This window comes from Thiolinea disciformis DSM 14473 (assembly GCF_000371925.1).
Classification (GTDB): Bacteria; Pseudomonadota; Gammaproteobacteria; order Thiotrichales; family Thiotrichaceae; genus Thiolinea; species Thiolinea disciformis.
Genome location: NZ_AQVE01000026.1, coordinates 22,277 through 41,200 on the forward strand (window position 1 = coordinate 22,277; position 18,924 = coordinate 41,200).

General features: G+C 46.2%; 23 protein-coding genes. All 23 read right to left on the bottom strand.

The features are described from left to right. The 23 genes from A3IE_RS23005 to A3IE_RS22275 all read right to left on the bottom strand — a co-directional run bounded on the left by A3IE_RS23005 (position 1) and on the right by A3IE_RS22275 (position 18,908). Positions 1 to 150: a hypothetical protein gene (locus A3IE_RS23005; protein ID WP_020396700.1), complete on the bottom strand. Its 150-nt coding sequence runs from the start codon at positions 148 to 150 to the stop codon at positions 1 to 3. Positions 151 to 165: 15 nt separating this feature from the next. Then, positions 166 to 1,443, bottom strand: coding sequence for an OmpA family protein (locus A3IE_RS22255; protein ID WP_020396701.1), 1,278 nt, complete (start codon positions 1,441 to 1,443; stop codon positions 166 to 168). A 37-nt stretch (positions 1,444 to 1,480) separates the two neighbouring features. Then, the gene (locus tag A3IE_RS0116335) at positions 1,481 to 1,906 is read right to left on the bottom strand and encodes a rhodanese-like domain-containing protein (protein WP_020396702.1); all 426 of its coding nucleotides are present in this window, start codon (positions 1,904 to 1,906) and stop codon (positions 1,481 to 1,483) included. Between the two features lie 38 nt (positions 1,907 to 1,944). Continuing rightward, positions 1,945 to 2,199: an FAD assembly factor SdhE gene (locus tag A3IE_RS0116340; protein ID WP_020396703.1), complete on the bottom strand. Its 255-nt coding sequence runs from the start codon at positions 2,197 to 2,199 to the stop codon at positions 1,945 to 1,947. A gap of 18 nt (positions 2,200 to 2,217) precedes the next feature. Further along, positions 2,218 to 2,451, bottom strand: coding sequence for an FAD assembly factor SdhE (locus tag A3IE_RS0116345; RefSeq protein WP_020396704.1), 234 nt, complete (start codon positions 2,449 to 2,451; stop codon positions 2,218 to 2,220). A 51-nt stretch (positions 2,452 to 2,502) separates the two neighbouring features. After that, positions 2,503 to 3,282, bottom strand: a complete 780-nt coding sequence (locus tag A3IE_RS0116350) for a succinate dehydrogenase iron-sulfur subunit (protein WP_020396705.1) — start codon at positions 3,280 to 3,282, stop codon at positions 2,503 to 2,505. Positions 3,283 to 3,293: 11 nt separating this feature from the next. After that, a complete protein-coding gene (sdhA, locus tag A3IE_RS0116355; protein WP_020396706.1) occupies positions 3,294 to 5,081 on the bottom strand; it encodes a succinate dehydrogenase flavoprotein subunit in 1,788 nt (595 codons plus the stop codon). Positions 5,082 to 5,092: 11 nt separating this feature from the next. Further along, positions 5,093 to 5,473: a succinate dehydrogenase, hydrophobic membrane anchor protein gene (gene sdhD, locus A3IE_RS0116360; RefSeq protein ID WP_020396707.1), complete on the bottom strand. Its 381-nt coding sequence runs from the start codon at positions 5,471 to 5,473 to the stop codon at positions 5,093 to 5,095. 13 nt (positions 5,474 to 5,486) lie between these two features. Then, the gene (sdhC, locus tag A3IE_RS0116365) at positions 5,487 to 5,861 is read right to left on the bottom strand and encodes a succinate dehydrogenase, cytochrome b556 subunit (RefSeq protein ID WP_026154989.1); all 375 of its coding nucleotides are present in this window, start codon (positions 5,859 to 5,861) and stop codon (positions 5,487 to 5,489) included. Positions 5,862 to 6,015: 154 nt separating this feature from the next. Beyond that, positions 6,016 to 6,858: a methyltransferase domain-containing protein gene (locus A3IE_RS0116370; RefSeq protein ID WP_020396709.1), complete on the bottom strand. Its 843-nt coding sequence runs from the start codon at positions 6,856 to 6,858 to the stop codon at positions 6,016 to 6,018. Between the two features lie 2 nt (positions 6,859 to 6,860). Continuing rightward, entirely contained in the window at positions 6,861 to 8,018 is a 1,158-nt protein-coding gene (gene mltA, locus A3IE_RS0116375; RefSeq protein ID WP_020396710.1) for a murein transglycosylase A, read from the bottom strand. A gap of 17 nt (positions 8,019 to 8,035) precedes the next feature. Continuing rightward, complete coding sequence (gene folK, locus A3IE_RS0116380; protein WP_020396711.1) at positions 8,036 to 8,521, bottom strand: 2-amino-4-hydroxy-6-hydroxymethyldihydropteridine diphosphokinase; 486 nt, start codon at positions 8,519 to 8,521, stop codon at positions 8,036 to 8,038. Next, positions 8,522 to 9,832, bottom strand: coding sequence for a polynucleotide adenylyltransferase PcnB (gene pcnB, locus A3IE_RS0116385; RefSeq protein WP_245539209.1), 1,311 nt, complete (start codon positions 9,830 to 9,832; stop codon positions 8,522 to 8,524). It lies immediately after the preceding gene. 115 nt (positions 9,833 to 9,947) lie between these two features. Then, entirely contained in the window at positions 9,948 to 10,415 is a 468-nt protein-coding gene (rimI, locus tag A3IE_RS0116390) for a ribosomal protein S18-alanine N-acetyltransferase (RefSeq protein WP_020396713.1), read from the bottom strand. 3 nt (positions 10,416 to 10,418) lie between these two features. Continuing rightward, positions 10,419 to 11,282, bottom strand: a complete 864-nt coding sequence (locus A3IE_RS22260; RefSeq protein ID WP_020396714.1) for a uracil-DNA glycosylase — start codon at positions 11,280 to 11,282, stop codon at positions 10,419 to 10,421. Between the two features lie 6 nt (positions 11,283 to 11,288). Then, the gene (locus A3IE_RS0116400; RefSeq protein WP_020396715.1) at positions 11,289 to 12,839 is read right to left on the bottom strand and encodes a 2-isopropylmalate synthase; all 1,551 of its coding nucleotides are present in this window, start codon (positions 12,837 to 12,839) and stop codon (positions 11,289 to 11,291) included. 235 nt (positions 12,840 to 13,074) lie between these two features. Beyond that, positions 13,075 to 13,893, bottom strand: a complete 819-nt coding sequence (pssA, locus tag A3IE_RS0116405) for a CDP-diacylglycerol--serine O-phosphatidyltransferase (protein ID WP_020396716.1) — start codon at positions 13,891 to 13,893, stop codon at positions 13,075 to 13,077. Positions 13,894 to 14,122: 229 nt separating this feature from the next. After that, positions 14,123 to 15,001 (bottom strand): formyltetrahydrofolate deformylase, encoded by an 879-nt coding sequence (purU, locus tag A3IE_RS0116410; RefSeq protein ID WP_020396717.1) that lies wholly within the window; start codon positions 14,999 to 15,001, stop codon positions 14,123 to 14,125. A 120-nt stretch (positions 15,002 to 15,121) separates the two neighbouring features. Beyond that, a complete protein-coding gene (locus A3IE_RS22265) occupies positions 15,122 to 15,568 on the bottom strand; it encodes a hypothetical protein (protein ID WP_020396718.1) in 447 nt (148 codons plus the stop codon). A 27-nt stretch (positions 15,569 to 15,595) separates the two neighbouring features. Then, positions 15,596 to 16,504 (bottom strand): DUF2380 domain-containing protein, encoded by a 909-nt coding sequence (locus A3IE_RS22270; RefSeq protein WP_083900673.1) that lies wholly within the window; start codon positions 16,502 to 16,504, stop codon positions 15,596 to 15,598. Positions 16,505 to 16,559: 55 nt separating this feature from the next. Further along, positions 16,560 to 16,637, bottom strand: a complete 78-nt coding sequence (gene pqqA / locus A3IE_RS23460; protein WP_083900675.1) for a pyrroloquinoline quinone precursor peptide PqqA — start codon at positions 16,635 to 16,637, stop codon at positions 16,560 to 16,562. A 24-nt stretch (positions 16,638 to 16,661) separates the two neighbouring features. Beyond that, a complete protein-coding gene (locus tag A3IE_RS0116425; protein ID WP_020396720.1) occupies positions 16,662 to 17,351 on the bottom strand; it encodes a hypothetical protein in 690 nt (229 codons plus the stop codon). Positions 17,352 to 17,360: 9 nt separating this feature from the next. After that, positions 17,361 to 18,908 carry a quinoprotein dehydrogenase-associated putative ABC transporter substrate-binding protein gene (locus A3IE_RS22275; protein WP_020396721.1) on the bottom strand — a complete coding sequence of 516 codons (1,548 nt, stop codon included), beginning with the start codon at positions 18,906 to 18,908 and terminating at the stop codon, positions 17,361 to 17,363. Positions 18,909 to 18,924: the final 16 nt, after the last annotated feature.

An 18,924-nucleotide genomic window follows, 5' to 3' on the forward strand; every position in this document is an offset into this window, starting at 1 on the left:
TTAATTGTTGGATTCAGTGTCATGGTCTTTATGAGGTTTAATCTGCACGTAGCAAAATAAAAAACCTAATAGAAAAGCACCCAATAAAATAATCGCCACTTCCCAAGTCGCGCTACTCATATCATAACGAGTTGTGATATTTTCAAACACTTTATAGCTCCTTTTTTATTTGCGATTGGGGGTCAATTCAACGCGACGATTCTTTTTGCGCCCCTCTTCTTCTTTATTGCTGGCAATAGCTTGAGACTCCCCTTTCGAATCCACTTTGATTTGATCGGCGGGAGCACCTTGTCTTACTAATAGTTTTTTTACCGCTTCAGCGCGTTTTAAGCCTACTTTTTCATTATAATCCGCATCGCCTACATTATCCGTATGTCCTGTTAACGTAATACTTGCTTTGGGATTCTCTTTCAAATAAGTCACAACACTTTCAACATAATCCTTCGATTCGTCGGCTAACTCAGGTCTAGAAGAACGGAACGGGAAATATAAGCGCGCAGCTTTAATGGATTTAACTTTCTTTTTATCTTTACTATTTTTATCCTTATCTTTTTCATCATCCTTACCAATCGTTTCAACGGTTAACTTATCACCATTGTCTTTGTCGGTCTTATCATTCTTGGCATCACTAGCTGACTTTTCGGATTTTTCATTCTTATCTTGTTTATCTTTAGCCTTTTCACGCTTAAGTTTATCCTCAGTCGGCTCCTCGCTAGCGGCCTCCTGCTGTTTGGCATCCGCTTTTTTGCTTGAGGGCGTGGCGATTGGTTCTGAAGCGCTGGGCGCTGCCTTAGTCTTATCTTGGTTCTGAGCCAGAACGATAGCATCAGGCTCGGGTGGAATAGGATCACCCACGGCCAACGTCGGCTCAGGCTTCACCTCGGCTGTTGTTGAGACAGGCTCTGTCTTATCAGCAGTGCTATGACTCGTGGCAGCGACTAAGGCTTGACCATTTTCGGCCAATTTTTTTTCAGCCAATTGCTCAGCCGCTTGATTGGCAGCGGCTAAATCATTTTCTTCAGTACTGCTGGTTTCAGAAACGACCTCTTCCCCTTGAGAATCCAAGGCATTTGGCTCGGCCAGCACGGGCGCTTGAGCATCTGTTTGCTTATTACTAGACGAACCCGTGCTAAGTTTAGGTTTTAGTTTAGGGAGTACTGAGGCAGAGGTGTCCGTGCTAACAGGCGCGGTTAAACTGGCCTGCTCATCTAATGGCTTATTAGAGTCATTGCTTGTTACTGTCTCAGCATCAGTTGTTGCGGGAGACTTTGCATCCCCTATTGCTTCGGTTGCAGCATGAGCCTTACTCAGCTCAGTCGTTTCGCTGGTGTGCGCATTCGCTGGCTCACCGCAAAATCCCTTAATTTGACACGCATACCACCACCAACCGGATGCACCCCAAACACCTGCTAGTGCTAACACAGCAAGGCTTTTCAATTTCATGACTCACTAACTCCTTTTAAACTGCCCTAGGCTTTCCTTAACATTGCTCCCATGGCAGTCCATGAAAACGCCAACCACCTAGTGTACCACGATGGTGATTTTCGTCGCGTTCGCCCTCAAACCCTTCATCGACATGCAGCACATGTTGAAAACCTTCTGCCAATAATACAGCGGCAGCATCGCGGGTACGCTTGCCACTACGGCAGCATAATACCACTTTTGCTTCAGTTTTGGCGTCTAAACCTTTGCAACGCATTTCCACCATACGCAAGACTTCAGTGGCAAAGGCAGGATTCACATCCCAATCAGGCTCATCAATCCATGCAACATGTACAGAATTTAGGGGATGTCCCACAAATAGATATTCCATAGATGAGCGAATATCAATCAGGATACTAGAATTTGGGTTGCCTTGTAAAAAGTTATAAGCATCAATGGGCGACAAATCAATTAAATCAGCCATTTTTTAAGCACTCCTCAACAAAAATTGCTCGCTAGTATTCAAGGAAAACGCATGAGAGACAATATCTCTCGTATCCCCTGATCATGAGGCTGCTTAATGCCTTGTAGCCAGTCCAAAATATCTTGATCGGCCGCACTTAGCAAGCGCTCAAAGGCAAATTGTTGAGCCATAGGAATCGTATCGTAATGCTCTACGAGAAACTGATTCAAGGGACTATTTAAAGCCTGAATCGTGCGCTGACAGGCCCAGCGCACACGTACCAATCGCTCGGCACGCAACTCATCACTATCCATGTAACTCGACTGGTTAAATTAATGAACTGCTCTGATTTTCTCAACCAAAGCGAGATAAGGTTCAGGTGTAGGATCTAGACCAAATAAAATGCCAAAGAGTACAGGATCTTGTAATTCCAATAAGGCATCAAACTGCTGGCGCTCATGCTCATTTGCCACTGGGAAATGGCGTTGTAAATAACGTTCTAAGACAACGTCTAATTCTTTCATGCCACGCCGACAACGTAGCTTGTATCGAGATAACTCGCTCATTGGGGTACTCCCAAGGAAAACCCGCCTCGTAGGCAAGGCGGGTAGAGTAAACTAGAGACGATCTACCATTAGGCGTTTGAGCTGACCAATCGCCTTAGCAGGATTTAAACCCTTGGGGCAAGTATTAGTACAGTTCATAATGGTATGGCAGCGATACAACTTAAATGGATCTTGTAAATTATCCAAACGCTCACCTGTGGCTTCGTCACGGCTATCAATGACCCAACGGAAAGCTTGGAGCAAAACGGCAGGACCTAAATAGCGATCACCATTCCACCAATAACTCGGGCAAGACGTTGAACAGCTTGCACATAGAATACACTCATACAAGCCATCCAGCTTTTTACGATCCTCTGGTGATTGTAAGCGCTCACGGTCTTGGGGTGCCGGTGTAGTGGTCTGCATCCACGGTTTAATGGAAGCATATTGGGCATAAAAGTGTGTTAAATCAGGAATTAAATCCTTAACCACTTCCATATGCGGCAAGGGGCTAATGGTAATATCGCCCGGAATATCCTCAATCGCCTTGATACAAGCCAGTGTATTCGTGCCGCCAATATTCATGGCGCAAGAACCACAAATACCTTCACGACACGAACGGCGGAAGGTCAAAGTCGTATCAATTTCATTTTTGATCTTCAACAAAGCATCCAAAACCATTGGCGCACATTTGTCTAAATCAATTTCATAAGTATCCCAACGTGGATTCTCACCCGTATCAGGATCATAGCGATAGATTTTGAATTTCTTAATCCGTGTAGCACCAGCGGGCGCAGGCCAAGTTTTGCCTTCCTTAATAACCGAGTTAGCTGGTAATTTAAATTCAGCCATTGTCCTACCCCTTAGTAAACACGCTTCTTCGGCGCGATATATTCAACATCGCTCGTTAAAGTATAAGTATGAACGGGACGGTAATCGATTGACACCTTACCGGCTTCATCCACCCATGCCACACTATGCTTCATCCAGGTTTCATCATTGCGATCTGGAAAGTCTTCACGCGCATGAGCACCACGACTTTCTTGACGATTCAAAGCACACTGGACTGAAGCCTGCGCACAATCTAATAAATTCGCCAATTCGAAGGTTTCCATCAAATCAGAGTTCCACACCAAACTGCGGTCAGCAATTTTCACATCGCTGTAGCTAGCATAAATGTCATTCATCTTCGCCACACCTTCCTCTAAAGAAGGGCCGGTACGGAATACTGCCGCATGTTTCTGCATGGTTTGCTGCATATTATTGCGGATGTCAGCGGTTGTCGTTTTACCGTTGGCCTGTTGAATACGCTTGAAACGATCTAACGCTTTATCCAAACCCGCTTTTGGCAGATCAGGCTGATTCGCACCAGACTTTAGGGTTTCAGCACAACGATTGGCGGCCGCACGACCAAACACAACGATATCTAATAAAGAGTTCGAGCCTAAACGATTCGCACCATGCACCGAGACGCACGCACATTCACCAATCGCCATTAAGCCCGGCACGACGCTATCCGGATTACCATCTTTTAGGGTAACTACTTCGCCATGATAATTCGTGGGAATACCGCCCATGTTGTAGTGAACGGTCGGCAGAACCGGAATCGGTTCTTTGGTCACATCGACACCTGCGAAAATCTTGGCGCTTTCCGCAATACCAGGCAGGCGCTCATGAATAACATCTGCACCCAAATGCTCCAAGTGGATATGGATGTGATCTTTATGGGGGCCCACACCACGACCTTCATTAATCTCAATGGTCATTGAACGGCTTACTACGTCACGTGACGCTAAGTCTTTTGCATTCGGCGCATAACGCTCCATAAAGCGTTCACCTAAAGAATTAGTGAGATAGCCACCCTCGCCACGTACACCCTCGGTAATCAAACAGCCTGAGCCGTAAATACCGGTGGGGTGGAATTGCGTGAATTCCATATCCTGCAACGGTAAACCCGCACGCGTCACCATACCATTGCCATCGCCCGTACAGGTATGTGCTGAAGTCGCAGAGAAATACGCTCTACCATAACCACCCGTAGCCAACACCACAGTCTGGGCGCGAAATACACGTAAAGTGCCAGTTGCCAAATCCCAGGCTAGTACACCACGACAAACGCCTTGCTCATCCATGATTAAGTCAGTCGCGAAATGCTCAATATAGAACTCTGCACTATGCCGTAAAGACTGTTGATACAGCGTATGCAGAATCGCATGCCCAGTACGGTCAGCTGCTGCACAAGTGCGCTGCGCAATACCTTCACCATAATTGGTGGTCATACCACCGAAGGGGCGTTGGTAAATACGACCATCTTCAGTACGCGAAAACGGTACACCTTGATGTTCTAATTCAATGACGGCTGGAATCGCTTCACGACACATATACTCAATCGCATCTTGGTCGCCTAACCAATCGGATCCTTTCACCGTGTCGTACATATGCCATTGCCATTTATCCGGCCCCATATTACCTAAGGCCGCTGACATACCACCTTGTGCTGCCACCGTGTGACTACGGGTTGGGAATACTTTAGTAATACAGGCTGTCGATAAGCCCTTCACTGCCATACCGAAAGTAGCGCGTAAGCCTGCCCCACCTGCCCCAACGACTACCACATCGTAGGTATGATTTTGAATTTTATAATCTGCCATGAACCTTCTCCTTAGCTCCCAAATGCAGCACGTAAGATAGACACAACGCTAATAGTGCCCAACAAAGCCATGCCTAGTTTCATGACAATCATCACTCCAATTTTTACACCTTCGTTGTGGACATAATCCTCTATCACCACTTGCAAACCTAAAGCGCCATGATAAAACGCAGCAAAAACAAATAAGACAAACATAGAAATATGGAAAGGTGCTCTGAAATACGCCAGCACAGCCTCATAATCTTGACCAGCCATGTGTGCTACCGTAAAGGCTATCCATAAACTAAGCGGTATTAAAGCCACCGCTGTTAAACGCTGCATCGACCAATGACCCGTGCCATCTTTTGCCGAACCGAGGCCTCGCGCATTTTTTAAAGGTGTATTTAAACTCATTTGCTTCCTCTCCTTAGGCCACAAGCCACACCAAAACGGTCAACACAGCACTAGCCCCTAACACGACTTTATTCATCAGCACCGAGGTAGGCAATTCAAAGCCATAGCCCATATCCCATAATAAATGTCGCACACCATTGCTCATGTGATAAAACAAAGCAGCTGTCCAAGCGAATAAAATTAACTTGCCAAACCAAGAACCCAAAAATTCAGTCGCATTCGCATAGGCTTCAGGGCCAACTGCAATCGATGCTAACCAATAAGCCACCACCAGTGAGCCAAGCGCTAAGGCTACGCCCGTGATACGGTGGGTAATCGACATAAGGACAGTAAGTGGGAATTTGTAGACACTGAGATGAGGTGATAAGGGTCTATTGCCGGTCTTCATAGTGCTTGGGAACCTCTATTGGGCGTGATGGTATAAATCATCAGATTGTCGACACATGGTGTAAACTGGCACGAATCATAGCTCGCTTAGTGGTTTTTTCCAAGGAAAAATGTAGGCATTGTTGACAGTTTGATGAATTGTATTAACTTAACATTTAGCAAGCCACTAAATGGGAGCGTAATCTTACCACAAATGCACTGATTGGACGATCATCTGGCAATATCTCTATCTCATCCAACCAAATATCATCATTGGAGAAATAACTAGCCAATTCGTGTGGCTCAAGCAAAAAACGTGGATTACGAGGCCGCCCCACAACCGTATTCTCACAACCTTTCATAAAAGTTTGGTAAATCAAAATACCATTAGGCTTCAATAAGCGGCGTATCGTCGTAAATAAAGGTCGATGCAAATAACGCGCAACACAAATTAGATCAAATTGCTGATCGGGCCAATCGCTTAAAGGATCAGAAGATGTTTCCAAATCGCGCTGGTAGGCTTTAATTTGGACTTGATGTTGGGCGGCTAATTGAGTAACACGCTGAATCGAGTCGGCTGACCAGTCTACACCCGTCATTTGCCAGCCATTCAAGGCCAAATAAACTAAATCGCGCCCCGCGCCACAAGCCAAATCTAAACCCTTGCCCGCTTGAATGCCATAATGTGGCATGAACTCTTGAATAAAACGCTGTAATAGTGGGGCTGGCTGCCATAAACGGGGTTGGAGACTGCCCTGCTCTAGCTGTTGTAAATCCGTTAAGCGCTTGAGCAGTTGCTCGTCCCATTCCAGCTTTTCAATAATGTCATAACCACGCTCCATGAGAAAGGCTTCAGCTAGCTGTAATTCAGCTTGCGAACCACATAAAACCAGCGGCTCAGTCTTCTTTGGCAACTCATGCAAACGGGCAAATAAGTGCTCAGCAGGTATTGACACAGCCCCTTTAATATGGATTGAGCAAAACTCAGCCCACGAGCGGCAATCAATCGTCGCGGTCAAGGCTAGAAATCCTTAGGCTTTAGCATATAAAACTCCGCTTTGCGCGCCATCAGACCCGCACGTTCTTCAGCTACCTTTCCTGTCCCAAAAAAGAAGTCAGCACGTAAACTACCTTTGATAGCACCACCGGTATCTTGTGCGAACACCAGTTTCTGTAAGGGCGCTTGAGTGCCATCCGGATAAGTCGTATCGACCCATAATACCGAGCCTAACTCAATCATTTTTTTGTCGACCGCTACACTGCGTTCAGCAGTTAAGGGAACCCCCAATGATCCCAGTGGCCCCGCTTCGACCTGATCGCGTAAACTAAAAAACACATAACTTGGATTCGCGTGATAAACCTGATCCACCTGCTCTGGATGCTCGCGTAGCCATTGCTTAATAGTAAACATATTAACCTTACCCGCCTCTAGCATTCCCCAAGTCTGCATAGGTTTGCCAATAGCAACATAAGGATAACCGTTTTGATTGGCATAATTGACACCAATCACCTTACCATCGGGTAGCTGTACACGCCCCGAGCCTTGAATTTCTAAGAAAAAAGCATCCTCGCGACTATCAACCCACAGCAGCTCTTGCCCCGCCAACGGTTTAGTGGGCGCTTCAATATCGGCACGCGCGTAATACGGTACCACTTTATTGCCCTCGACCAAACGCCCACGGATACGCTTATCTTTTAGCTCAGGTATCACATTCCCAAGATCAATCGTCAGCATATCGCTAGGTGTCTTGTACAATGGGTATTTAAAGCGCTCATCGGGAGTAAAGCTGCCCATCAATAAGGGTTCATAATAGCCAGTCATCAAACCCTGTTGACCACCCTCGAGAAGTGATAATTGATGTACCGTAAAATGCTTTTCGAAAAAGGCACGCGCACTAGCGTTATCCGGCGGATTAGGCAAGGTGGCCGCATCAGTACAAATCACTTGCCAGATGGGCTGTTTTAAAGCTAACGCGCGACAATTACTGCTTAAAGCTGGCCAAGCTTCTTGAACGACATCCTGCTGCCAACCGGGAACTTTTGACCAGGATAGCGCTTCACTCAGTTGGGGTGGCTGCGGTGTTTGAGCCGTGTTGCTTGGTTTTGCGGGTTTTTCTTTGTTGCAGGCCGCTAAGCAGAGCGACGCTACTAAAATCCACCAAAGCCCTCGCTTAACCATAACTATCCTTGATTATTTTACAATTTTTGTAGTTGGTGGGGCGCTGTAGCGACAGGAAGATCACTAAGCCGCTCACCCTGAGGTAAACACAAGTCGGGGGCAATTTCTAATAAGGGAATGAGCACAAACTCACGCTCTGTCAAAAAAGGATGTGGCACACGCAATTGTGGCAAATCAATCGTTTCATTGCCATAAAGCAATAAATCCAAATCTAGCGTTCGTGGCCCCCAGCGTAATCCAGCCTCACGCACTCGTCCGTAGTCTTGCTCAACCGCCAATAACACCTTTAACAAATGTACCGCACTTAAATCGGTTTCTAGCTCAGCGACCGCATTGATATAATCCGGCTGATCTTGTGGCCCCACCGGTTTACTACGATAAAAAGACGAGGTTTTGTGAAGGCTAATATTAGCGTGCTGATGTAAGCGGTTCAGCGCGGCTTGTAGCGTGGACAAGGAATCACCCAAATTACTGCCTAGCCCAATATAAGCGCGCACCATCATTTAATCGACCAATACCGTCACTGGTAGTGCTTTATGGGCGCTACGGCGCTTTTTGGGACGACGCTTTTTGCCAGAAGGCTTACACATCAGCAAACGATCTTCATGGCTCGCCGCCATTAAAGCAGTCCACCATTCCACTTGATCCTGCACATTTTCGCCCGCTTGTGCGCGCAAACATAAAAAATCATAAGCCGCACGAAAACGCGGATGATTCAAGAGAAGATTTACACGCCGCAAATCATGCGCGCGAAAACGCGGCTGCAAGCCCCAAATCTCACGCGTAATATTACTAAATCGACGCGGAATCGCCGTGACTTGCACTTGATCTTGTAAAGCATCGTTGGCAGCTAGCTGGATCGCTTGTAGCTCCGGATGATCGTCCAATTCTTGTAGCATTAAACGCTGTACTTTTTCCCACAACAATACAGCAAACAAGAAAGATGGCTGCACCGACTTGCCTTCTTCAATGCGCTTATCTGTATTTTCTAACGAGGCTTGCAATAAACGACGGAACATGCCGCCGCTACGTTCTTGCTTAAAGCTTTCTGCCACTACAGGCAACAAATAAGGCAATAAACCGTAGGCTTCTAATAGTCGGAAGCTTTTCCAACCCGTACCATTATGCAGTAGTTTTAATAGCTCATCGAATAAACGTGCCGGCGCAACACCACGTAGCAAAGGTCCTAACTGATGAATCAAATCAAAGGTTTCACCCTCAGTTTGGCACTGTAATTTAGCGGCAAACCGCAAAGCACGTAGCATCCGCACCGGATCTTCGCGATAACGTAATTCAGGATTGCCAATCAGTTTTAATTCGCGCTGCCTTAAATCCTGCAAACCATTAACGAAATCGAGCACATCCCCAGTCACCGGATCATAAAATAAAGCATTAATCGTGAAGTCGCGCCGCCATACATCCTCTTCTAAAGTGCCATAAACATTATCTTGTAGGATACGACCTTGATCATTGACGTGCCCTTCATCACTATCGTCATGGGGAGCACGAAACGTAGCAACTTCCAAATAATCGCGCCCAAAATAAATATGGGCTAGACGGAAGCGTCGCCCAATCAAGCGTGCAGAGGAGAATAGTTTACGCACCTGCTCGGGATGAGCACTGGTGGCAATATCAAAATCTTTGGGGATTAACCCTAGTAATAAATCTCGGACACAACCACCGACTAAATAGGCTTCGAATCCCGCTTGTTGTAACCGGCGAATAATGCCGTCCGCGCGTTGGCAGATTTGCTCTGACCGAATCGAATGCATTGACGCAGGAATGCGTACCGAATTACCTGCTACTGAATTCAAATTAACACTGGCTCCCCGTTATTGACTTATGGCCTCAGCCGATTGCTGGTAAAATCGACGATATTAGCATTCAAACTACTGTGGTACTAAACTATTTCACACTTTACACCAGAGCCTAATCCGGCGGAAAGAGTGTTTTTGCCATTAACAGGGCATGTTCGCGCCCTTGCTGCGTTGGATAATAATTTTTTCGCAATCCAATCTCATTAAACCCTTGTTTTAAATACAAATTAATAGCGGCCTGATTGGAGGCGCGCACTTCTAAGAAACATTCACTCGCCGATAAACCTAGCCCAATTTTTTCTACTGCATTTAATAATTGCCGTCCTAAGCCTTGCCTTTGTCGCTCTGGCAGCACCGTAATGTTCAAAATATGCAATTCTTCTAAGCTTTGCATCAACACCACGTAAGCTTCAATGTCTCGATCAGGCTGATACACAAAACAAGGGTAACGATGGCGCAAACAGTCACTGAAAATGCCATGAGTCCAAGGATGACTATAAGCGCGTAGTTCAATTTGCATCACTGCCGCTAAGTCTTCCTCCACCATAGGGCGCAAGGGTAAAGAAAGTATTTCGAACATGATTTATCTAGCTAAGGTTTGGCGGGCAAATTGCAGGTCTTGCCATGCTTTACGTTTATCGAGGGGTTGACGTAATAAATAGGCAGGATGATAAGTAACCACCACTGGAATTTGAGTATGCGGCAAGTCATGGCGTTGACCGCGTAACTTGGCTAAGGACTGTGTGGTATTGAGTAGATTATGAGCCGCAATTCGCCCAACCACTAAGATCAATTTAGGTTGAACCAACGCGATTTGACGTTCCAAATAGCCTCGACATAATAAGGCTTCATCGGGTTTGGGGTCACGATTATTAGGGGGGCGACATTTGAGAATATTGGCAATATAAATCTGCTCACGTACTAAACCAATCGCCGCCAGCATATTATTCAATAATTGCCCTGCACGACCGACAAACGGTTCACCTTGTCTATCTTCTTCCGCACCGGGTGCTTCGCCGATCACCATCCAGCTTGCCTGCTGATTACCTATCCCAAAAACCGTGCGCTGGCGTGTTTTATGCAAATTACATAATTCGCATTGGCTAACGGATTGCTCCAAACTCAGCCAATCCATTTTAGTACAATCGGGAGGTACCGCCGTTAATGGGACGAGGGTTTTAGGTGTTAAAACTGGAGTTGTTTTTTCGGTTTTGAAAAAATCTGATAAATCAGGAAGTGATGCTTTTTGCTGAAATTGTGTGTATTCAGCATAAGCACTCGCATCGAAGGGCGCTTCAAGCTCAGTGCCTGACAGGTCTAAGGATTTGGCGCCGACATCCGTTAAGCTGACTTCAGCTTCCTCAATGCGCTCGGTTTCAACAGCTCTGGGAACCCACAAAGGAATTCCCATCGCTTTCAAATAATGGCGGCGTGTCTGACCATCCAAGAGGGCCTACACTCCATCATGTTGAGGATGAGCGCGCTGCTGCTGCGAAGCGAGTTTATTGAGCGCTTCGACATAAGCTTTCGCCGAAGCAATCACAATATCTGTATCTGCACCATGCCCATGTACCAAACGTCCTGCTTGCTCAACGCGCACCGTTACTTCACCCTGCGCATCGGTTCCACTGGTAATATTATTGACAGAATAAAGCTGCAAGCGTGCACTAGCCTGCCCAGTAATTTGCTTAATCGCTTTGAATACAGCATCCACAGGCCCGCCCCCAATCGCCTCAGCGCTTTGTTCAATCCCTTGCACTTTCAGCGTAACCATAGCCACGGGCGTTTCACCAGTTTCAGAACACACCCGCGAAGATACTAATTCGTAAATGACTTGTTCATCTTGAGCACGCGCATCCAACACCAGCATGTGCAAGTCTTCATCAAAAATATCATGCTTACGATCCGCTAAATCCTTAAAGCGCGAAAACGCCGCATTCACTTCTTGCTCAGTTGCTAAATGAATACCCAACTCTTGTAAGCGTGCACGGAACGCGTTACGGCCAGAATGCTTGCCTAAAACGATTTTATTGGCTGACCAACCCACATCTTCAGCGCGCATAATTTCATAGGTTTCACGGTGCTTTAAGACACCATCTTGGTGAATACCAGACTCATGCGCGAAAGCATTTGCCCCAACAATCGCCTTATTCGGTTGCACGGGGAAGCCTGTGATACTTGAAACGAGGCGCGAGGTCGGCACAATGTGGGTCGTATCAATATGCGTTTCGACTTCAAATACATCTTGGCGCGTACGAATTGCCATCACAATTTCTTCTAACGACGCGTTACCGGCACGCTCACCCAACCCATTAATGGTACATTCCACTTGGCGCGCACCATTCATCACGGCTGCTAAAGAATTACCGACCGCCAGACCGAGGTCATTATGACAGTGCACTGAAAAAATGGCTTTGTCTGAATTGGGAATTTCTTTAATTAAATTGCCGACCATCGTGCCAAAGACATGGGGAATTTGATAGCCCACGGTATCAGGAATATTGATGGTTCTTGCACCCGCATTAATCGCTGCTTCTATGACTCGACACAAAAATTCAAACTCTGAACGTCCCGCATCTTCACAGGAAAATTCCACATCATCCGTATAGTGACGCGCTTTTTTCACTGCATAAACAGCTTGTTCAACCACTTGATCCGGCGTCATACGCAATTTGTTTTGCATATGAATCGGTGAAGTAGCGATAAAGGTATGAATACGTCCGGAATTTGCACCTTTTAGGGCTTCAGCAGCACGTTCGATATCCGCATCCAAAGCACGTGCTAAACCACAAATGGTGCTGTCTTTTACAATTTTAGCAATGGCCTTTACTGACTCGAAGTCACCGGGGCTGGCGATAGGAAATCCTGCTTCAATCACGTCCACGCGCATTTTTTCTAACATCTGCGCGATGCGAATTTTTTCAGCTTGATTCATGGTAGCGCCGGGACTTTGCTCGCCATCGCGCAAGGTTGTATCAAAAATAATTAAACGTTGTTTAGACATGCTTATGTATTCCACTCGCTGGTATTCTGGTAAAAATAATGAATTAAGCGCGTTCCAGCCTCGCCAGGCGCGTCACTATTTGCCCCTTAGGGCAGTCGAAGTAGCAGCGTTGTAGACAGCACGCAGCTAAAGCTTAAATAAGCTTGAGCAAAATCTTGAGGGGCGCTGCGTGAGTTCATGAATATAAGTTACCGTTGTAGGATACTCGCAAAACTACAATAAAACGCTGCTGGCCTCAAGTAGTAGTTTTGCTCTTACGGCGTTGGTAGCGACGTACTTGACGCGTCATCCAAAGCACAGGGCCTGACAAACCATAGAGCACAAAGAAGGTAAAAAACACCTTGGGTGGATCAATCGTAATTAAGACAAAGCCTAAGGCTACAGCGATCATAACCACAAATGGAACACGACCGCGTAAGTTAATATCTTTGAAGCTATAATAGCTAAAGTTACTGACCATTAATAAGCCCACGACCACCGTCGCAATCAAAGCAGGCATCTGTAAACTACGCCCAGCCACCTCAGAGTCGTGAAAAACCCACACCATCCCCACAATCAAAGCCGCGGCGGTCGGACTTGGCATGCCGGTGAAAAAACGCTTGTCTGCCTTGCCAATTTGCGTATTAAAACGTGCTAAACGTAAAGCAGCACACGCCGCATAAATGAACGCAGCTAGCCAACCAATTTTCCCCCAAGCTGTGCCCATCTCACGTAGATGTACCAACGACCACTGGTACATCGTCAAGGCAGGTGCTAAACCAAAGGATACGAGATCCGATAAACTATCATATTCCGCACCAAAGGCCGTTTGGGTATTTGTCCAACGCGCCACGCGACCATCTAAGCTATCCAGTACCATAGCGACAAATACGGCAATCGCAGCCACTTCGTACTGACCTTGAATAGACGCAATAATGGCGTAAAAACCGCAAAACATAGCAGCGGTTGTGAATAAATTTGGCAATAAATAGATGCCTTTTCTGCGTCGCTCAGCCGGTATTGCTGGATTATCCGCATCGGCCTCAGCAGTATCATGTTCAGGTTTAGAATCCACTATTGCTCCCTTTATAATTAAGTAGTGATCATTTTTCAGTTGGAAGTTCAGTGTAGCATTATATAAAACAACTTAGGTTTCAGTCTTATATAAAAATGATAGTAGCCTCATTACGCAATGGCAATTTTTTCACCTTAGCGCCAACAGTAGATTTTTTATAGCACCAGCGGGAGTAAGTATCTTTACCCTACTCCCTAAACCTAGATGATATCGAATCGTCTTTAACAAACTACTTGAAGACGACTGTTTTATTCCCATCTAAAAAGACGCGTTGCTCAATATGCAATTTTACAGCACGCGATAAAGCGACCGTTTCAGTATCGCGCCCAATCGAGGTTAAATCCTCAGGGGAATAGGAATGATCGACCACTTGCACGGCTTGCTCAATAATCGGGCCTTCATCTAAATCGGCCGTGACGTAGTGCGCCGTCGCGCCAATTAATTTGACCCCACGCGCATGCGCTTGATGATAAGGCTTGGCGCCTTTGAAACCTGGTAGGAAAGAATGGTGAATATTAATCACCCGACCCCGTAATTGCTCGCATAAATCATTCGATAAAATCTGCATGTAACGTGCTAGCACCACTAATTCAGTTCGCGTTTCTTTAATTACGTCTAACAGTGCTTTTTCTTGCTGTGCCTTATTGTCTTTATTAACCGGCATATAAATAAAGCGTAAGCCTTCCCGTTCTGCCATAGGCCGCAAATCGAGGTGATTGGACACTACTGCGGTAATTTGCATTTTTAACTCGCCCTTACGATGACGGTAAAGCAAATTATCCAAGCAGTGATCGAATTGACTGACCATAATTAAGACGCGCACTGGCTCAGCCGCATCGCGAATCGACCACTCCATCTGAAAGCGCTCTGCCACTGGCACAAAATGCTCACGGATTTGCTCTAAAGTCGCATCACCTTGAATTTCACATTCGGCACGCATAAAGAAACGTGCAGTCTCCTGATCATCGAATTGTGCCATCTCACTAATATAGCAGCCCTGCTCAAACAACATCGAGGTCGCTCCCGCAACAACCCCCCGAATGGCAGGGCAACTAGCACGTAAAATAAAACTTTTACTCGGCAAAGGTGATGCTGCAAACGTAGCCATTATTCTTGTCCTATACGTCCAATAATTGAGTAATATGAGTTGGTTTGATCAATCTAGCCTTGTGAACAGGTCACAAGGCACGCTGCGCTAGTTTAGCAGCATTGCGTGCCTAAAACAGCTCTAGGGCTGTGCGCTAGCTTGGGAGGCTTTTGTCGTTTGAGTGTTTGCGGGTGTTGCTGCAACGGGAGCTGGCTTTTTCAAACCACAATAGGATTCACGCTCGGCCGTAAAGGTCTTAAATTCACTGATCGCCTCACGCCCGCCTTTAATATCGCGATATTGCGCTGAGCGCTCGCCAGGAACTTTCAGAATGGAATCGAGCGTTTGAGTACGCACATAATTGTCATAAGGAATGCGCTTGGCGATCTCATCAATCGCACACACACAGCCATACATAGTAGTGTAATTTTCCCCACCGTACTTACTCATGCACTCAAACACATATTCTACGCGTGCTTGAGTGGGGTAATTATTCAGTGGCACATCTTCCGCATAACTACTGTAGTGGCTTAATCCAAGCAGCAGCAGGCTTGACAAAAAGAAGCTTATTTTATTGACCCTCTGCATCACTTTCCTCCTTAGGCTTATGGATGCTTAACTCGCCGCGCTATCAACAATGGCACGCAAAATCTTATTAACCTCTGTACTAAATTCGATCTGACTGAGGCTCTCCACTAACACGGTTTCTAATAGTACTTGCCGACCAGCTTGACGAATAATCAAACGGCAGGGCATTTGAATCGCCCCTTCTCCTTTACTCGCCTCTAAAAAAGTCTTGGCATAAGTTAGATTACAAAATTGGATAATGGTAGTTGCCGGAAAATCACTCGCTTCTCGCTCAGCAATAGCCTTACCTACATCCGACTGACCTAGAATACGAAAATTATGTTGGCTAATCGCAGTAAGGGCATCATCAACCACATCAGCAAAGGCTTTATTGGTAGCTTTTTGATAAATACGCGTACTCAAACGACGCTCTGAAGTTTGAGCCATGGAGTCAGTAGTAACGGCAAGTAAGGCTGGCAGTAATTTATTCGCTAGGGAGACTAAAGCGCGTTGGGTTGAAGCTTGATCACTGGGCCCTTTAGCCTCGATCGCCGTATCCAAAATCACCTTACCGGATTTGGCATCGACTAAACGCGCGATAAAATAAGCAAATAAAAAACTCGGCTTATGTACACGCCCGACCACAATAGCGTCCGCGCCCTGTGACAAGGCTAATTGCGCCGCTGCTTCAGGATGATCATAAAGATAGCCGAAGCCTTTGTCAGCAGCCTGCTGCTGAGCAGGTTCAATGCTCATAGCCGGATAATGTTTGTCTTGTAAAGCTTGGATAAGGAGGTTTTGTGCTGAAGCGGTACGTTGTAATTCTTCAGCGGTAGCAGGCTTTAAAGTCGTATCTTGTAATTCAAAAGCTAAGACAACTACTTGAGCTGACACAGACTGCGCAAAGCTAAGCCATAGTAGCATTAGCATAACACTGGGGAATTTCCATCGCATCATACTACTCCTTAATAAAACCGTAATGCGCCACGGCACACTACGGTGACAACCGCAATTAGCGGTTCAGAATGTAGAGATTGATCTCAAAGCCATAGCGTAAATCTTGATAGCTGGGCTTAGTCCACTTTTTCATAGGTTTGCTCCTTCCAAAAACGCGCTATTCGCGCAAAGTGAGTTCACGACTGGCAATGCGTCGATTCACATCGCTTGAGCCTTTCGGCAAAACATACATGGCCAATTTATAGATACCTCCCGGTATGTCTTCTGCTAACACAAAATCATAGTACGCATTCACAAAGTCGGGCTTAGCAAAACGGCCACGCTCAGGATCATTGACATAAGGTTGAATGTGAATATGTACCCCTGAGTAGACTTGGCCGCGATAAGGTACTTGAACCGTTTCATACAGGGCTTCATTTTCCAAAGCTAACTTGATGTATTTCTGAAAATGACGCCATTGTCCGCCATTTTGACGAGCCATTTCGTTAGTATCCGACTGTAAAAACCACATGAGAACCGGATTACCCTCAGGATCAGTAAATTCAGGTACCCACAATTGGCGCTGGCCGCTTAGATAAGTGGATTGTACCAGCATATGCTGTTGCTCGAACTTAATATCTAAGCTGACACTATCCTTGATTTGGGTCTGATCATCACGCAACTCCAACACGTCATACACTAACTGACCCGCTTGTTTGACCGCTTTAAAATGAGGCGATAAAAACAAAGCTTGATTAGCTTTGGAAAAGCTTTCCTTATTGAATTGCTCAGCATTTTCTGCAAACACCGGAGAAGTTAAACCCAAGGCCAATAACCAAACTGCTATCCTGAACTTTATCCAAGGCATCACTCGCTCCTAGAAACGCTGTGGGCTACCGGCGCCAACTAAACCGTCAGAGCGCGCTTTTAAATACGCATAGAGATTTTCGATATTATTCATCACATTTGGATTTTCTTTCCAAGGCGGCATCACCCCGATTTGCCCCTTATAACCCTCAGTCACACGGTTAATAAAAGTAGCTTTATCAAGCTGCTGTAATTTTTCCAATAAATTAGGTGCAATCGTACTGCCCGAACCATCTATACCATGGCAAACCTGACACTGCCCAAACGTTCGAAAGCCTTTGATAATATAAGTATCTACCTTACAGTTTTTACCATCCGTATCACATTGCAAATGCCCCTCATAGGGCTTGGCCGCACTCACAACCACCGTCTCCCCTGTCATCCCTGCAGCAGGGGCTGCCACTGCTGGAGGAGTGGGGGGAGTTGGAGGAATCGGTGGTGTGGGCGGTGTTGCTGCGTTTACTGGAGTAGTGGTAACGCTTGGCGCTGGCGGTGCAGGATCCGCTACAGGGGCTGCCATCCCTTGTGCTGGTGCACTAGGATTAGACTGGGTTGCTGGCGTTGCTAGCACTGGCTGTGGTGGTTGAGTGGTCACCATTTCCAATACAGTGCTGGGCGGCGCTACATTAGTAGCCGGTGGGGTTGCTTCGGCTGCATTCGCCGTGGGTGTATTAGCTAATAACACCTCACCAACAGCATTGACTAAAGGAATACCATACTCAGTCAAAATGTTTTTGATTTGCTCTTGGTGCTGCGCCAAGATGTTATTAATTTGATCACGCCATGCTTTATCACCAAACCGCACGCCCGTCGCAATCGAATAGTGAAACTGTATACCTTGCTCTTTCGGCATAGCGACTAAATAAAATCGTGCATCCGTGGGCGATTGCTTAACAAAATAAGCAGCGGTAGGCCCCCAGACAATTGCTGCATCTAAATGACCTGCAAGCAAATCTTGTAATATCAGCTGCCCCGGATATTCATTCGGATCACCGGATTGCGCCACATACGACTGCATGGCTAGAAATAAATTATGCTTGGCTAACCACTCTGCCCCCGGACTACGCTCGGTTACGCCAATTTTTGAACCTTCGGGTATTTGATTTAACAAAGGTTGAGCAGTGTTTAACTGAGCTAATTTGCCCTTTGGATTCACCACTAGCATATAAGACGATTGCATATAGGGCTTGGATGTCAGCGTCTGTTCATAACCTGCTGGTACGCCCATTACTACATCACATAAATAGCCATCCACTTGCCCTTGTGGGGTTTCTTTACGCAGGGTATTGCGAATAAAGCCAATACGCTGTGGAAACCACGTATATTGCACTGGTACCCCCAAAGCACGCCCCATCAAATCTGCCAGTTTATTTTCATAACCGTCTAATTGTTGGCTAGAAAACGGCATGTAATGCGGATCGGCGCAAACCTTGAGGCTAGTGCGCGCCGACATCGCCTCGGCAGCTAGCAAGCTACTGGAAGTACTAAGCGTTATGGCAGCGACTGCTAAAGCAGTCACTTGGAAAGCACGGCGGATAACACGATTATGAGTTTTCATGTAACACCTGACTCCA

Coding starts and splice junctions, on each gene's coding strand:
- A3IE_RS0116350 (WP_020396705.1), bottom strand. CDS start 3,282: ATGGCTGAATTTAAATTACCAGCTAACTCGGTTATTAAGGAAGGCAAA.
- A3IE_RS0116345 (WP_020396704.1), bottom strand. CDS start 2,451: ATGAGCGAGTTATCTCGATACAAGCTACGTTGTCGGCGTGGCATGAAA.
- sdhD (WP_020396707.1), bottom strand. CDS start 5,473: ATGAGTTTAAATACACCTTTAAAAAATGCGCGAGGCCTCGGTTCGGCA.
- A3IE_RS0116335 (WP_020396702.1), bottom strand. CDS start 1,906: ATGGCTGATTTAATTGATTTGTCGCCCATTGATGCTTATAACTTTTTA.
- A3IE_RS0116400 (WP_020396715.1), bottom strand. CDS start 12,839: ATGTCTAAACAACGTTTAATTATTTTTGATACAACCTTGCGCGATGGC.
- A3IE_RS22255 (WP_020396701.1), bottom strand. CDS start 1,443: ATGAAATTGAAAAGCCTTGCTGTGTTAGCACTAGCAGGTGTTTGGGGT.
- A3IE_RS22270 (WP_083900673.1), bottom strand. CDS start 16,504: ATGATGCGATGGAAATTCCCCAGTGTTATGCTAATGCTACTATGGCTT.
- sdhA (WP_020396706.1), bottom strand. CDS start 5,081: ATGGCAGATTATAAAATTCAAAATCATACCTACGATGTGGTAGTCGTT.
- mltA (WP_020396710.1), bottom strand. CDS start 8,018: ATGGTTAAGCGAGGGCTTTGGTGGATTTTAGTAGCGTCGCTCTGCTTA.
- folK (WP_020396711.1), bottom strand. CDS start 8,521: ATGATGGTGCGCGCTTATATTGGGCTAGGCAGTAATTTGGGTGATTCC.
- A3IE_RS0116425 (WP_020396720.1), bottom strand. CDS start 17,351: ATGCCTTGGATAAAGTTCAGGATAGCAGTTTGGTTATTGGCCTTGGGT.
- sdhC (WP_026154989.1), bottom strand. CDS start 5,861: ATGAAGACCGGCAATAGACCCTTATCACCTCATCTCAGTGTCTACAAA.
- A3IE_RS22275 (WP_020396721.1), bottom strand. CDS start 18,908: ATGAAAACTCATAATCGTGTTATCCGCCGTGCTTTCCAAGTGACTGCT.
- A3IE_RS0116340 (WP_020396703.1), bottom strand. CDS start 2,199: ATGGATAGTGATGAGTTGCGTGCCGAGCGATTGGTACGTGTGCGCTGG.
- rimI (WP_020396713.1), bottom strand. CDS start 10,415: ATGTTCGAAATACTTTCTTTACCCTTGCGCCCTATGGTGGAGGAAGAC.
- A3IE_RS22265 (WP_020396718.1), bottom strand. CDS start 15,568: ATGCAGAGGGTCAATAAAATAAGCTTCTTTTTGTCAAGCCTGCTGCTG.
- purU (WP_020396717.1), bottom strand. CDS start 15,001: ATGGCTACGTTTGCAGCATCACCTTTGCCGAGTAAAAGTTTTATTTTA.
- pqqA (WP_083900675.1), bottom strand. CDS start 16,637: ATGAAAAAGTGGACTAAGCCCAGCTATCAAGATTTACGCTATGGCTTT.